Raw genomic sequence first — 16579 nt, forward strand, 5'->3', positions numbered from 1 at the left:
ACTGTTACAGTTGGTTGCACTTGGGCCCGGTAGCCGCGTCTATAATCAATCGCATGAAACCGCCATTTGCACATGGTCGTGCGACGACCACTCCCCGCCTGATCGCATCGCTGCTCGCCGCAGCTTTCGTCCTCGCCGGATGTGGCGGTGGCGGGGGTTCGCCGGGCGCCAGTTCGAATTCGGGCCAGACCGGCCAACAGCCGCCGCCCGCGCCGGTCAACCCGACGCCGCCAACCCCGACCCCGCCGGGCGGCACGGCGACGCCGGAAGACCTCAATCCGAATCTGCTGGGCGATGCCTTCGGTACCTACTGGAACCTGTGCGCCAAGCCGCGCACCGGCCTGGACAGCGAGGGCAAGCCCTTCCCGGACCGCCAGGGCACCCTGCTCGACGAGCTGAAGTTCCTGCGCGCCTGGGCCAACCAGTACTACCTCTGGTACAACGAGATCCCCAACACCTATCGGATGGCGGACTTCACCAACCCCATCGATTACTTCAACGTGCTCAAGACCTCGGCCCTGACCGAGTCGGGCCAGCCGAAGGACAAGTATCACTTCACCTACGCCACCGAGGACTGGGAAAAGCTGCAGACCTCCGGCATCGACCTGGGCTATGGGGTGACCTGGAAGCGCAACAGCGCCACCGTGCCGCGCACCTGGCTCGTGACCCTGGTGGAGCCGGGCTCGCCGGCCGAAGCCGCCGGCCTGCGCCGCGGCGACATGCTGCTCAAGGTGGACGGCGTCGACTTCGTCAACGGCAGCACCGCCGACCAGGTCGAGAGGATCAATGCCGGCCTGTTCCCGGAGACGGCCGGCCAGGCGCACCAGTTCACCCTGCAGCGCGGCGGTACCAGCTTCGACGTGTCGATGACCGGCGCGGAAGTGCGCATCGACCCGGTCAAGCACGTGCAGGTGCTCGACACCCCGACCGGGAAGGTCGGCTACCTGAGCTTCGAGACCCACAACGCGGTGTCGGAGAAGGAACTGGTGGATGCCTTCACCACCTTCAAGCAGGCCGCCGTGAGCGACCTGGTGCTCGACATGCGCTACAACGGCGGCGGCCTGCTGTACATCGCCAGCGAGCTGTCCTACATGATCGCCGGTCCGGAGCTGACTGCAGGCAAGATCTTCGAGCGTCCTCAGTTCAATGACAAGACCCCGCAGCAGCAGGCGATTCCCTTCCTGAGCATGGCCTACGGCTTCAGCTCGCCGAACCCGGTGCGCGCCGGTACGCCGCTGCCTTACCTGGGCCTGAAGCGCGTCACCGTCCTGACCACCTCGGGCAGCTGCTCGGCCAGCGAAGCGGTGATCAACGGCCTGCGCGGCGCCGACATCCAGGTCGACGTGATCGGCAGCCAGACCTGCGGCAAGCCCTACGGCTTCACGCCGGTGCCGAACTGCGGCACCACCTACTTCTCGATCGAGTTCAAGGGCGTGAACAACAAGGGCTTCGGCGATTTCTCGGATGGCCTGGCGCCGACCTGCCAGGTGGCCGATGACCTGACGCGCCCCTTGGGCGACCGCAGCGAAGGCCTGCTGGCCGCGGCCCTGGCCTACCGTGAAACCGGTACCTGCCCGCCGGCCACCCGCGCGCGCCAGGTAAACATGGAGCTGGTGCGCCATCCGGCGAAGGAAATCTCGATCTACACGAAGCCGCGCCAGTAAGCTTCGCCTGATACAAACGAGCCCGGCCAGCGCATGCTGCCGGGCTCTTTTCATTCTGGAAACAGGTCTATAATCGTCGGCTTTGCCACCTCGACGATTGCTGGAGTTTTCCCGATGATCCGTTCCGCCTTGCTGCTGGCCCTGCTGGCCGCCGTTCCCGCTGTCCAAGCCGCCCCCGACCTGACCACCATTTCCGAGCGCTCCGGCTTCCAGGCGACCGGCCGCTATGATGAAGTCATCAAGCTGTGCGGCGACTTCGCGAAGGCCTATCCGAAGCAGGTGAAGTGCATCGAGTTCGGCCGCACGCCGGAGAACCGTCCGATGATGGCGCTGATCGTCTCGAACAGCGGCGCGTTCACGCCGCAGGCCGCGAAGAAGCAGGGCCTGCCGGTGACCCTGATCCAGGGCGGCATCCATGCCGGCGAAATCGACGGCAAGGATGCCGGCTTCCTGGCCCTGCGCGAGACCCTGAACGGCAAGCTGGCGAAAGGCGCCCTGGACAAGCAGGTGCTGGTCTTCGTCCCGGTGTTCAACGTCGACGGCCACGAGCGCTTCGGCAAGTGGAACCGCCCGAACCAGCGCGGCCCGGTCGAGATGGGCTGGCGCACCACCGCCCAGAACTTCAACCTGAACCGCGACTACGTGAAGGCCGACGCGCCCGAGATGCAGGCCATGCTCAAGCTGGTCAACGCCTGGGACCCGCTGACCTACGTCGACCTGCACGTCACCGACGGCGCCAAGTTCCAGCACGACGTCTCGATCCAGGTCGAGCCGGTGTATTCGGGCGACCCGGAATTCCGCAAGGCCGGCCTGGCCCTGCGCAGCAAGGTCATCGCCGACATCGCCAAGCAGGGCTCGATGCCGCAGTCCTACTACATGTCCTTCGCCAAGACCGACGATCCGCAGTCCGGCTTCGTCGACAGCGTCTCGGACCCGCGCTTCTCGACCGGCTACTTCCCGCTGCGTAACCGCATGGCGCTGCTGGTCGAGACCCATTCGTGGAAGGATTACCCGACCCGCGTGCGCGTGACCCACAACACCGTGATCTCGATCCTGGAACAGGTCGCGCAGAACGGCAAGCAATGGCAGCAGGCCGCACTGGCCGCCGACGCCCGCGCCACCAAACTGGCCGGCACCCAGGTGGCGCTGAGCTACCGCACCACCGACAAGACCGAGATGGTCGACTTCCAGGGCTACGCGTACACCCGTACCCAGTCCGAGGTGTCCGGCATGCTGATGACCCGCTATGACGAGAGCAAGCCGCAGGTCTGGCGCGTGCCGCTGCGCGAGGAAGTCGTGCCGGATCGCCTGGTCAGCGCGCCACGCGCCGGCTACATCGTGCCGGCCGCCTACGCCGACATCGTCGGGAAGAAACTGGCGCTGCACGGCATCGCTTTCCGCAAGCTGGACAAGGCGATCGCCCAGGCGCCCGTGGAAACCTTCCGTGCCGACAAGGCGAGCTTCGGCGCCACTTCCTTCGAGTCGCACCAGCGCCTGACGCTGGACGGCGCCTGGAAGGCCGAGCCGCGCCCGGTACTGCCGGGATCCTTGTACGTGCCGGTCAACCAGCCGAAGGCACGCCTGGTGGTGGCCATGCTGGAGCCGCAGGCACCGGACTCGCTGCTGGCCTGGGGCCTGTTCAACAACGCCTTCGAGCGCAAGGAGTACATGGAAGAATACGTGGCCGAGGACGTGGCGCGCGAGCAGATGGCGGCGGATCCGGCGCTGGCGGCGGAGTTCAAGCGCCGCGTCGAGACCGACCCGGCCTTCGCCGGGAACCCGCACGCGCGCCTGGACTTCTTCTACAAGCGTCATTCGTCCTGGGACGAACGCTTCAACCTGTATCCGGTGCTGCGCACGCACGCCGCGCCCTGAAACTCCCTCCGGATGACCTGGCGGCGCACTGCGGTGCGCCGCTTTCATTTCTACTGGATACTTTTGTTGTCGTTCAGATACATTCCTCAATTGAGGTATTGCTAAGAGTCAATAACTCCCCTAGTCTCGCGTGAACTGCGCTCCGGTTACAAAAAAAGACAAACTGCGCAGGTGAGAGAACCACCGACCTGAAAGAGATCCATGCCGCTCCATGCGGCATGGTGCGTTCCGCCGTGCGCGTGCATGGCGGAGCCATGTCGCAGGTGTCTTCGCACCTGCAGCTTGTCGCCCGGCGCGCTCATGCACTCGCGCTGAAAGACAAGGACCATGCCCAAACCGACCCTGCCACAACGATCCACCCTCGCCCTGACTATCGCCTTTGCCCTCGGAGGCTGTGGCGGTGGAGGAGGCGATTCCGCCCCGCCTGCCGGCCCCGGCCCGATTGCCCAACCGCCGGCGCCCAGCACGGTACTGACCGGCGTGATCGTCGACGGCTACCTGAGCGGCTCGACGGTCTGGCTCGACCAGAACAACAACGGCCAGCGCGACGGCGCCGAGCCGTCCGCAGTGACCGACGCCAGCGGCAAGTTCAGCCTGACGGTGGCCGCGGCCATCGCCCAGGTCAACGGCCAGCGCCTGCGGGTGACGGGCGGCACCGACACCTCGACCGGGCTGCCGTTCAGCTATGCGATGAGCGCAATGGTCGAAGACGCGGCCAGCAAGCCCTCGGTGACCATCACGCCTCTCACGACGCTCGCCGAAGCGATGGTCGCCTCCGGCGCGGCGCCTAACCTGGCCCAGGCGCGCGAGACCGTGGCGCGCGTGTTCGGCCTGTCCTCGGTCCTGGTGCTCGACCGCGACCCATTGACGGTGGCCGCCACCGAGCCGACCCTGATCCAGAAGATGGTCGCCCTGCAGAAGGCCATGGAAGTCATGGCGCGTACCGAGAAGACCAGTACCGAAGCCGACGCGACCGCTGCCTATGGCCGGGTGGCCCAGGCGGTGGCCGCGGAACTGACGCGCATCAGCGTGTCCGGCGGTGCGACCTCGGTCAGCGGACTGGTGCAAGGTGCCGTCACCAACCAGGACCGCCTGCTGACCAACCGCGCCGCCGCCCGCGGTACGGTGATGCTGGCGGCCGACGTAGCCAACCTGGTGGAAGCGAGCCTGGCGGTCGGCGTGGGCCGCGTGATGCAGGCGGCACCGGGTGCGACCGGTGCGGCGCTGCAGCCGCTGCTGACGCTGTACGTCGATCCCATCATCCGTATCGTCGACGACGTGCAGAACCGCGCCGAGACGGTGGCGGCCACGATCACCCAGGCGCCTGCCGGCCAGCCGCTGCGCCTTGCAACGGTCGCGGCCGAAGCCGGCCTGCCGGCGGTCACCGTGGCGCTGGTGAGCGCCACCAGCGCGCTGACCGGCGTACCGGCTGCATCCGCCCAGCCCTCCACCTTGCTTGCCGGCGTGCTGCAGGCGATCCAGGGACTGCCCGTGACGCAACCGACGCCGGCGCCGACCCAGGCCCCGACCCAGGCACCGACCCTGGCGCCGACGCCCGCTCCGACGCAAGCCCCGACCCAGGCCCCGACCCAGGCGCCAACCCCGGCCCCGACGCAGGCACCGACCCCGGCACCGACGGCGGCGCCGACCCAGGCACCGACCGCGGCCCCGACCCCGGCGCCGACCCAGGCGCCAACCGCGGCCCCGACCCAGGCGCCGACGCAGGCACCAACCCAGGCGCCGACGCAGGCACCAACCCAGGCACCGACCCAGGCACCAACGCAGGCGCCGACCCAGGCACCGACCGCCGCGCCGACCGCCGCGCCGACGCCGGCACCAACCGCGGCTCCGACTGCCGCGCCAACCGCAGCCCCGACCGCCGCGCCAACTCCTGCTCCGACCGCTGCCCCGACTGCCGCGCCGACCGCGGCCCCGACCAGTGCGCCGACCCCGGCCCCGACCGCCGCGCCGACCGCGCCGCCGACGGCCGCTCCGGCCCCACCGCCGAGCGACTTCCCGCGCGGTTAAGCAGGCGACAACGAACGCACACGACACGGACGCACCGAGGACAACGCAATGACCATCACTATCAACGAAATTCCGCTCGACCCGACCGACAACACCAAGACCCAGTGGGGTTCGGCGCTGAGCGCCCAGTATTATTTTGTCATCGCCAACGGCACGGCCGCGGCGGAGATCTTCGATTTCGCGAGCGCTAGCATTACTCCGGCGATGCGCGCGCTGATGATCCAGTACAACCGCGGCATCGTGGTCAACATGGGCGCAGGCGACGACACCGTCATCGGCTCGGACTATGCCGACATCATCGACGCCGGCAGCGGCAACAACCGGATCGACGGCGGCGCCAACGGCGGTTCGCTGCCGCACGGCGGCAAGCCGCGCGACGTCCTCAACGTCTTCGTCGACAGTGCCGCCGCCGGCGCCGCCCTGAAGGCGGTCGAGATCGCCGCTTCGGCCACCGGCCCGGATGGCGAGGCGTATGCCGCCGGCTACCGCTTCAAGATCGTCAACGGCACCGATACCAACTACGTGAAGAACGTCGAGCAGGTGAACGTGTTCCTGTCCACGGACAACAGCTACGTCAAGACGATCCGTCTCGCGCTCGACGTGCACGAAGTCGCCGCGGACAGCAAGCCGGCCGAATTCATGCACCTGGCCTGGGTGCAGGGCACCAGCTTCAACGACAACTTCTCCATGGCCGACGTCTCGGCCGCCACCCAGACCCTGATGGCCACGCACGGACGCGGCGTCTGGATCGACACCGGCGCCGGCAACGACACGGCGCAGGGCAGCGGCTACGGCGACGACTTCACCATGGGCGCCGGCACCAACTACGTGGACGGCGGCGCCAACGCCGGCTCCCCGCCCTGGGGCGGCAAGGCGCAGGACGTGCTGCACGTGCTCGTGGCGAGCCAGGCCGCCGCGGATGCCGTGCAGGTGACCCAGCTGGCCAGCGGCATGAGCGGAGCGGATGCGCAGGCCCTCGCCGACGGCTACACCCACAAGGTGGTGGCGGGCGGCGAGACCGACTACATCAAGGGCATCGAACGCATCACCGTGCAGGTCGCGAACCCTGACGGCGGCAGCAGCTGGGTGCGTGACATCCCGCTGGCCGTGGTCGTGCACGAGGCCGATCTGACCAATACCAGCAGCAATTATTACCACCTGGCCTGGGTGAACGGCACCCAGGGCGTCGACGTCATCGACCTGTCCGGCGACACCGCCCTGCTGTCGGCGGCGCTCAAGACCGCGATCGGCGCGCGCGGGCGCGGGGTCTGGGTCGACGGCGGCGCCGGCAACGACACGATCACCGGGACCGGCTATGCCGACAACTTCCGTAACGGCGCCGGCAACGCCAAGGTCGACGGCGGCGCCAACATCGGCGGCAAGGACGTCTTCGAGATCTCGGTGGCAAGCCAGGCCGAGATGGACGCCGTGCGCGTGGTCGCATCCGACGACCCGGCCTATGACTGGATGGTCACCTATGGCGACGGCAAGACCGAAAAGGACTACCTGAAGAGCATCGAGGCGATCTCGGTCAACGTGACGGGAACTTCGACCGGCAAATGGATTCCGCTGGCCGTGCAGGTGCACGAGATCGGCGCCGGCCAGAACGCCGCGACCCAGATGCACCACGCCTGGGTCCAGGGCACCGAACACGCGGACCGCTTCAGTGCGTCCACCGACCTGTCCGCGGCGACCAAGGCCCTGATGGACCAGCACGGCCGTGGCGTCTGGGTCGACATGGGCGCCGGTGACGACCGGGCGCAGGGCAGCGGCTACGGCGACGACTTCAGCATGGGCGCCGGCACCAACCACGTGGACGGCGGCGCCAACGCCGGCTCGCCGCCATGGGGCGGCCAGGCCCAGGACGTGCTGCGCGTGACCGTCGCCAGCCAGGCCGACGCGGATGCCGTGCAGGTAACGCAGCTGGCTGCCGGCATGAGCGGAGCGGACGATCAGGCGATCACCGACGGCTACACGCACAAGGTCGTGGCAGGCAACGAGACCGACTACCTGAAAGGCATCGAGCGGGTCACCGTGCAGATCGCCACCGGCAACGGCGGCAGCACCTGGGCGCGCGACATCCCGCTCGCGGTGGTAGTGCGTGAGGCCGACCTGGCCGCGCCGAACCTGGCCAGCCATTATCACCTGGCGTGGGTCAACGGCACTGCCGGCGGCGACAGCATCGACGCCGGCGCCGCTTCGACCCTGCTGTCGGCCCCGCTGAAGGCCGCCATGGCGAGCCATGGCCGCGGCGTGTGGATCGACGGCGGCGCGGGCGCCGACACGATCGTCGGCAGCGCCTATGCCGACAACATCCGTAACGGTGCCGGCAATGCGAAGATCGACGGCGGCGCCAACATCGGCGGCCAGGACGTGTTCGAGATCTCGGTCGGCAGCGCCGCCGAGATGGACGCGATCCGGATCGAGGCATCGGACGACAATGCCTACACCTGGATGGTGACCTATGGCGCCGGCAACACCCAGAAGGATTACCTGAAGAACGTGGAAGCGATTTCGGTCCACGTCAGCGGCACCAGCACCGGTAAATGGATTCCGCTGGCGCTGCGGGTGCAGGAGATCGCATCCGGCACGCAGAACCTGGACCAGCACATGCACTTCGCCTGGGCCCAGGGTACCGAGGGCGCCGAGCGCTTCGATGCCGCATCCGACCTGTCCGCCGCGACCCGCGCGCTGATGGCCCAGCACGGCCGCGGCATCTACGCGGACATGGAAGGCGGCAATGACACGGTGACCGGCTCGGCTTACGGCGACGACATCGATGCCGGCGCCGGCATCAACTACGTCGATGGCGGCGCCAATACCGGCACCGCGCCCTGGGGAGGCAAGGCCCAGGACGTGCTGCGCGTGACCGTGGCCAGCCAGGCCGCAGCCGATGCGGTGCAGGTCACCGCGCTGGCTGCCGGCGGGACGGCCGAGGATGCAGCGGCACTCGCGGCCGGCTACACCCACAAGGTAAGCGCAGGCGCCGAGACCGACTACATCAAGGGCATCGAGCGCGTCTCCATCCAGATTGCCACGGGCGACGGCGGCAGCAGCTTCGCGCGCGACATCCCGCTGACGGTGACCGTGCAGGAGGCCAACCTGGCCGACAGCAACGTCGGCAACTATTCCCACCTGGCCTGGGTGAACGGCACCGCCGGCGCCGACAGCATCGACATGGGCGCGGCCGGCATGCTGTCGAGCCCCTTGACGGCGGCCATGGCAAGTCGCGGCCGCGGCGTGTGGATCGACGGCGGCGATGGCAACGACACCATCGTCGGCACCGGCTACGGCGACTTCATCCGCAATGGTGCCGGCAATTCGCGTGTCGACGGCGGCGCCAACACCGGTCCGGACGGGAAGAAGGCCAGCGACGTGTTCCAGATCGAGGTGGCCAGCGTCGCCGCGATGAACGCGGTGAAGGTGGTGGCCTCGGACAACCCGGACTACACCTGGATGGTCACCTACGGCGCGGACAGCAGCCAGAAGGACTACCTCAAGAACATCGAAGCAGTGTCGATCCACGTGCCCGGCGCGGGAACCGGCAGGCATATCCCGCTGGCGCTCGAGGTCCACGAGATCGCTGCCGGCACCAGCACGGCCAATTACATGCACCTGGCGTGGGCGACCGGCACCGCCGGCGACGACAGCTTCAATGCCGCGACGGATGTCTCGGCGCCGACCCGCGCCCTGATGGACACGGCCGGACGCGGCGTCTTCGTCGACACCGGCGCCGGCAACGACCGTATCGTCACCAGTGCCTACGGCGACAACATCGTCGCCGGCGCCGGCGTGAACTACATCGACGGCGGCGCCAACCAGGGCACCAGCCCGGGCGGCGGCAACGCGGCCGACGTGATCCAGATGTACGTGGCCGACCAGGCCGCGGCGGACGCCGTCGCGGTCACGAAACTCAGCGCCAGCTCCACCGGCGCCGACGCCGACGCCTTCGCCCTCGGCTACCAGTACAAGGTCGCCAACGGCACCATCGAAGTCGACTACGTGAAGAACGTCGAGCAGGTCCACGTGCTGGTCTGGAACGACAAGGACGGCGACGGCTTCCAGGACGGCGGTCCGCAGGGCGATCCTGCCAACGAAATCAGCTTCGCCCGTTCGATCCAGCTGGGTGAGCAGCCGCAGCAGCCGGACCGGTCCAACAGCGCGCCGACCTTCGCCGGCGCTCCGGCAGGCGTGGCGATCGACGCGGTCGGCGACAGCTACTCGACCACGGGCGGCACCGTGCTCGCCGGCGGCAAGCTGCTCAGCTTCCACGTCCTCTACACCAACGACGGCACACCGAGCCGCGGCGTGCTGGCGCGCCACAATGCCGACGGCAGCGTCGACACATCCTATGGCGGCGGCAGCGGCCGCGTCGAGATAGCCGGCCTGCGCAGCTTCTCCAACGCCGCGCCGGTGGAACTGGCGGACGGCAAGGTACTGGTGGCGGCCACCACGACCGGCCAGCCCTACGACATGCGCGTGCTGCGCCTGAACGCGGACGGCTCGCCCGACACCACGTTCGGCAACGGTGGCCAGGCGGTCATCAACGTTAGCGCCGGCAACGACCAGCCGGTCAAGCTGATGGTCCAGCCCGACGGCAAGATCGTGGTGGCCGGCTGGACCGCCGCGGGCGCGACCGGCGACATGGCGGTGACCCGCCTGAACGCGAACGGCAGCCTGGACACCGGCTTCAACCAGACCGGCTTCGCGACCCTGTCGATCGCGGCCGGGAACGACACGGTGGCAGGCGCGACCCTGCAGCCGGACGGGAAAATCGTGCTGGTCGGTTATGCGACCGGCAGCGCCAGGCTGGACGTCGCGGTGGCCCGCTTCAACGCCGACGGCACCCTCGACACCGGCTTCGGCACCGGCGGCCAGGTGATGCTGCCGGTGAGTCCGGGCACCGACACCGCGCGTGACGTGATCGTGCTCCCCGACGGCAAGCTCTTGCTGGCCGGTACCATGCGCACCGGCGACGGCAGCGGCGACGTCGACGGGCTGCTGGTGCGCCTGAACGCGAACGGCTCGCTGGACGCGAGCTTCGGCAGCGGCGGCATGGTCAAGGCGCGCCTGAGCGAAGGCAATGACCTCTACAACCGGATCCAGGTGCAGGCCGACGGCAAGATCGTCGTCCTCGGCAGCGTCGGCGAGCCGCTGACGAGCAGCACCGGCGGCGACCTGGCGCTGACGCGCTACCACCAGGACGGCAGCCCCGATACTGCGTTCGGCATCAACGGCACGGCCAGGATCCCGTCCAACGGCGCCGGCGTCAACGCCGTCGGCCTGGCGCTCGCGGACGGCAAGATCGTCGTGTTCGCCACCGCCTATATCAGCATGCAGTACGACGCCAACAGCCTGATCGCCCGCCTCGACGCGGACGGCCGGCTCGACCCGACCTTCAACCCGGCGCCGGTGTCGACGCTCGATGGCGGCCTGGTTCGCGCCGACGGGCTGCGCCCCCAGGTCCTCGACAGTAACGTCGCCGTGTACGACGCCGAGCTGGCCGCGCGCGGCAACTATGGCGGCGCCAGGATCACGCTGGAGCGCCAGGGCGGCGCCAGCGCCGACGACCTGTTCTCGGGCAGCGGTGAAGTGCTGATCTCCGACGGGGCCCTGCGGGTCGGCGGGATCACCATCGGCAGCGTATCGCAGGCCGGCGGCACCCTCGCGATCACCTTTAACAACCTGGCCAGCCAGGGCCTGGTCAACCGTGCACTGCACGGCATCGCCTACGCCAATGCCAGTGCCACTCCGCCGGACACGGTCACGATCGACTGGCGCTTCAGCGACGGCAACGACGGCAGCCAGGGCATCGGCGGCGCGCTCGGCGCGCTCGCCAGCACCCAGGTTCGCATCGGCGTGCTGGTGCGCGAAGTGGCCGAACGCCAGCCTGGCGTGTCGACCTCCGGCCAGCCGATGGCCGACCTCGACTTCCTGGCGCAGGTGAACGGCAGCGCCCGCAGCGAGGCTTTCGACGCGACCACCGGCTTCTCGACCGCGACGCAGGGCCTGATGCAGCAGTACCAGCGCGGCGCCACGTTCGTGATGGGCCCGGGCAATGACACCGTTACCGGCACCGCCTACAGCGACGACTTCACCATGGGCAGCGGCGTGAACCGGATCGATGGCGGCGCCAACGATGGCGCCCATCCGTATGCCAATGGAGCCGGCTTCGACCGCCTCAACGTCTACGTCACGAGCGACGCGCAGGCCGCCGCGGTGAAGGTCACCAGGCTCGACGCCGGTGCGACGGGCGAGGATGCCGCCGCGTTTACGGCCGGCTACGACGTCAAGGTCGTCAACGGTAGCGAAACCGACTATGTCAAGAATGTCGAGTCGATCGTCATCTTCAAGTTGAACGACGCCAACGGCAATGGCCAGCAGGATGCCGGCGAGACGATGCATTGGGTGCGCGAGATCCCGGTGAAGCTGCGTGTCGACGAGATCGACCCAGACGCCGCGCTGTCCGACATCATGCACTTCGCCTGGGCCAACGGCTGGGACCAGGACGACCGCTTCGACGCCAATGTCGACGTGTCGGCCGCGACCCGCGCCCGCATGGACACTTACCAACGCGGCGTGTACGCCGACACCGGTGCGGGCAACGACACCATCGTCGGCTCGGCCTATGGCGACAACTTCACCGCCGGCGCCGGCACCAACTGGATCGACGGCGGCGCCCAGGCCGGCAACATGCCGCAAGGCGGCCGTGCGCGCGACGCGCTCGACATCTACGTGGCGGACGCCGCGGCAGGTGCGCAGGTCAAGGCGGTGACGCTCACCGCCGGCATGAGCGGCGACGATGCGCTGGCCTACGACAAGGGCTACGCCTATAAGATCGTGGCAGGCGCCGAGATCGACTACGTGAAGAACATCGAAACGGTCAACATCTTCGCCTGGAAGGATGCCAATGGAAACGGCCAGCGCGAGCACAACGGCGAAGTCCAGTACCTGCGCCGCATCCCGCTGGCCCTGCAGGTGGACGAAGTAGTCGTCAGCAGCACCAATCCAGGCCAGGACAGTGGTGGCAACCCGCTGTCGAATCATTCGCACTTTGCCTGGGCCTATGGCGCGCAGGGAGACGACAGCTTCTCCGTCGCGAGCGATGTCAGCGCCAAGACCCAGGGGCTGATCAGCCAGTACGGCCGCGGCGTCTATGTGGACGTCGGGGCGGGCAACGACAGTGTCGTCGGATCGGCGTTTGGCGACTTCTTCATGCTTGGCACCGGCACCAACAAGCTCGACGGCGGGGCCAACCTGGGCGTCAACAATGGCGGCCGGCCGGCCGAGGACGTCCTCGACGTCTTCGTCGCCGACCAGGCCGCTGCCGACGCGCTGCAGATCACCGAACTGAGTGCCGCCATGAGCGGCGCCGATGCCCAGGCCTTCATCGAGGGCTACCGCTTCAAGATCGCCAACGGCTCGGTCTCGACCGACTACGTGAAGAACATCGAGCGGGTCAACATCCAGATCTGGAACGACAAGAACAGCGATGGACAGCGCGACTACCGCGGCAACGATGATCCGGCCAATGAAGTCACCTGGGTGCGCAGCGAAACGCTCGGCATGAATACCGCACCGAGTTTCGCCGGCGCCCCGGCGGGTGTGGCGGTCATCGATGCCGGCTACGACCTGACGCCGATCGGCTTCGCCACCGCCGCCAGCGGCAAGGCGGTGACCGTGGCGCTGATCGACAGTGTCGACGCCGGCAGCAATTACGTCGCGGCGCTGCTGCGCACGAATGCGGACGGTTCGCTCGACAGCAGCTTCGGCAACGGCGGCCGTGTCATGTTGCCGACCTTCTTCGGCAGCATCGGCGCGCCCGTCCTCCAGGGCGACAAGATCCTGGTGCCGTTCTCGACCTCCCTCGCTGCCAGCTCCGACCTGAAGCTGGTGCGCTACAACGCCGACGGCAGCGTGGACACGGGCTTCGGTGTGAACGGCGAGGCGGTCGTCTCGCTGGGCGACAGGCAGGAAACGCCGCGTGACCTGCTGGTGCAGGCCGACGGCAAGATCGTGCTGGCGGGCGCCATCGGCATCGGCAGCACCGATAACGACTTCGGCATCGTGCGTCTGAACGCAGACGGCAGCCTGGACACGGGCTTCAACGGCAGCGGCAAGCTGGTGGTTCCCTTCGGAGCCGGCTTCGACACGCCGAACACCATGCTGGTTCAGTCCGACGGCAAACTGCTGCTGGCCGGTACCGCGCCGGGCCAGGCGGGCACCGATCTGGCGCTGCTCCGCGTGAACCAAGACGGCAGCCTCGATGCCGGTTTCGGCAACGGCGGCAAGACGGTGCTGCCGATCGGCCCCGGTGCTGACACGGTCTCCGCCGTTAGCCTGCTTGCCGGCGGCAAGATCCTGCTCGCGGGCAGCAGCCGCAGCGGAGCAGAATCGACCAGCGACTACGACGTGTCGCTGGTACGCCTGAACGCGGATGGCACGCTCGACACGAGCTTCGGCACGGGCGGCAAGACCCTGGTGCACACCACCGGCTTCGACGACCGCGGCGCGCACATGCTGGTGCTGGACGACGGCAAAATCATCGTGGCGGGCTCGAGCGACGGCAAGGGCGGTCTCGGGGGCGACATCACCCTGCTGCGTTTCAATGCCAACGGCACCCTCGACGCCGGCTTCGGCGCGAGCGGCGTCGCGGCGCTGCCGCTGCGCGGGATCGGCGATATCGTCAACGGAATCGAACTGGTCGGCGGCAAGCTGGTCGTGCTGGGCACGGCCCACTTCAACCTGGCGGGCGACGCCAGCATGGTGCTGGCGCGCTTCAACCTGGACGGCAGCCTCGATACCGGCTTCCACGCCAGCCAGGTGAATTCGCTCGGCGGCACGGTCCGGAGCGACGGCCTGCGTCCTGTGGTACTGGACGCCAATGCCGCCATCTACGATGCCGAAATGTCGGCACGCGACGATTACAGCGGCGCCACGCTCACGCTGACGCGCCAGGGCGGCGCGAATGCCCAGGACGTGTTCTCGGCCATGGGCGAGGTCAGCTTCGCCAACGGCCAGATCACCGTCGCGGGCATTCAGCTGGGCTGGGTCCAGCACGGATCGGGCACGCTGACGCTGGGCTTCAACTATCCGGCACCGCAGGACCTGGTCAACCGTGCGCTGCACGGCATCGGCTACGCGAACACCTCGGCCGCCCCGCAGTCGTCGGTCACGATCGAATGGAGCTTCTCGGACCGTAACGGCGGACAGCAGGGCCGTGGCGGCGCGCTGGAGACGGTCGGCACCACGACGGTGGAGATCGGCCTGGTCACGACCGAGGTCGTGCGCGCCTACGCCAACCCGGCGATGAGCACGGAAAACCGCCTGCTGGCCAATGTCGATTACTTCGCCAGCGTGAACGGCTCGGCCCATGGGGAAACCTTCGCCCCGACCGGCTTCTCGGCGGCGGCGCGCGCCCTGATGGACGAGTTCCAGCGCGGCGCCCGCTTCCAGATGGGCGGCGGCGACGACCGCGCCACCGGCACTGTCTACAGCGACGAGTTCACGATGGGGACCGGCACCGACCATATCGACGGCGGCGCGAACACCGGCAATCTGTTCGGCGGTCCGGGGCGCGACACGCTGCGCGTGCTGGTCGCCGACCAGGCGCAGGCCGACGCGGTACGTGTGCTGGCGCTGGACGGCAGCGCCGCCGACGTGGCCGCGGCCACGGCCGGCTACAGCGCCAAGGTGGTCGACGGCGCCAACAATGTCAGCTACGTGCGCAACATCGAAAACCTGAACATCTGGCAATGGCAGGATGCGAATGGCGATGGCGTGGCTCAGGGCGGCGAACTGCAGCATCTGCGTGGCGAATGGATGTCGACCTACGTGGGCGAGGTGCAGCTCAGCGCCACCGATCCGGCGCAGGATTCCTCCGGCCGTCCGCTGGCCAACTCCATGCATTTTGCCTGGGTGAATGGCTGGGCCGGCAGCGAGAGCGTGAACGTGGCGACCGACGTGTCGGCGGCGACCCGTGGCCTGATGGACCAGTACAAGCGGGGCGTGTACGCCGATCTCCGTGGCGGCAACGACAGCTTCACCGGTTCGGCCTACGGTGACCACATCGAAGCCGGCGCAGGCTTCAACCGCATCGACGGCGGCACGAACACCGGTCTTGATCCGCAGGGCAACGCCGCGCGCGACTACATGAACGTCTACGCCGGCAGCGCCGTAGAAGCTGCGGCAGTACGCGCGGTGCAGTTGACGGCAAGCGCCACCGGGGACGACCTGGCGGCCTTCCAGGCCGGCTACACCTTCAAGCTCGAGCGCGGAGCCGAGTTCGACTACCTCAAGGGCATCGAGTCGGTTGGCGTCTCGCACTGGGCCGACGACGGCGACGGCATCCGCGAGAATGGCGAGATCAGCTTCGTCAAGCAGATCGAGCTGGCGGTCCATGTCGGCGAACAGAAGGCAAGCGCGGCCGACCCGACCAAGTCCACCGATGGCCAGGACCTGGCGACCATGGGCAACTTTGCCTGGATCAACGGCACTAGCTTCAGCGAGAACGTGTTGGCCAGCGACCTGCTGTCCACCGAGGTAAAGGCCTTGATGGCGCAGTTTGGGGGCGGTGTGTACCTCGATGCACGCGGGGGTGGCGACACCATCGTCGGTACCGCGTATGCGGACAGCTTCGTGCTCGGCAAGGGTGTCAACTACCTCGATGGCGGCACCAGCCTGGGCAACTCCTCGCGGAGCGCGGCCGGGGATATCCTCGATATCTACGTCGGCAGCGCGGCTGAGCGCGACGCGGTGAAGTTCACCGTACTGACCGGCACGCTGAGCGGAGACGATGCCGCGGCCCAGGCGGCCGGCTACCAGTACAAGATCGTCGCCGCCGGCGAGACCAACTACGTCAAGGGCATCGAGCACTACAACGTCCATATCTGGGATGACAAGGACGGCGATGGCCAGCGCGACTACACCAACGATGCGAACACCGAGGTCACTCACTCGCAGGGCATGATTACGCTGGTGGGCTTCCCGACCTGAGCATGACGGCGGCGCCG

The 16579-nt window shown here is 68.2% G+C and carries 4 protein-coding genes; all 4 read left to right on the forward strand.

The window, feature by feature from the left end; genetic code table 11:
* Nucleotides 1-53 precede the first annotated feature (53 nt).
* The 4 genes from ACSQ25_RS25280 (at nt 54) to ACSQ25_RS25295 (ending at nt 16562) form a co-directional block, all read left to right on the forward strand.
* Nucleotides 54-1664 (forward strand): S41 family peptidase, encoded by a 1611-nt coding sequence (locus tag ACSQ25_RS25280; protein ID WP_436108496.1) that lies wholly within the window; start codon nt 54-56, stop codon nt 1662-1664.
* A 114-nt stretch (nt 1665-1778) separates the two neighbouring features.
* The gene (locus tag ACSQ25_RS25285) at nt 1779-3539 is read left to right on the forward strand and encodes a M14 family metallopeptidase (RefSeq protein WP_436108497.1); all 1761 of its coding nucleotides are present in this window, start codon (nt 1779-1781) and stop codon (nt 3537-3539) included.
* 327 nt (nt 3540-3866) lie between these two features.
* The gene (locus ACSQ25_RS25290; protein WP_436108498.1) at nt 3867-5567 is read left to right on the forward strand and encodes a hypothetical protein; all 1701 of its coding nucleotides are present in this window, start codon (nt 3867-3869) and stop codon (nt 5565-5567) included.
* Between the two features lie 48 nt (nt 5568-5615).
* Nucleotides 5616-16562, forward strand: a complete 10947-nt coding sequence (locus ACSQ25_RS25295; RefSeq protein ID WP_436108499.1) for a hypothetical protein — start codon at nt 5616-5618, stop codon at nt 16560-16562.
* Nucleotides 16563-16579: the final 17 nt, after the last annotated feature.

This window comes from Massilia sp. LjRoot122, from assembly GCF_964252725.1.
In the GTDB taxonomy this organism is placed as follows: domain Bacteria; phylum Pseudomonadota; class Gammaproteobacteria; order Burkholderiales; family Burkholderiaceae_D; genus Telluria.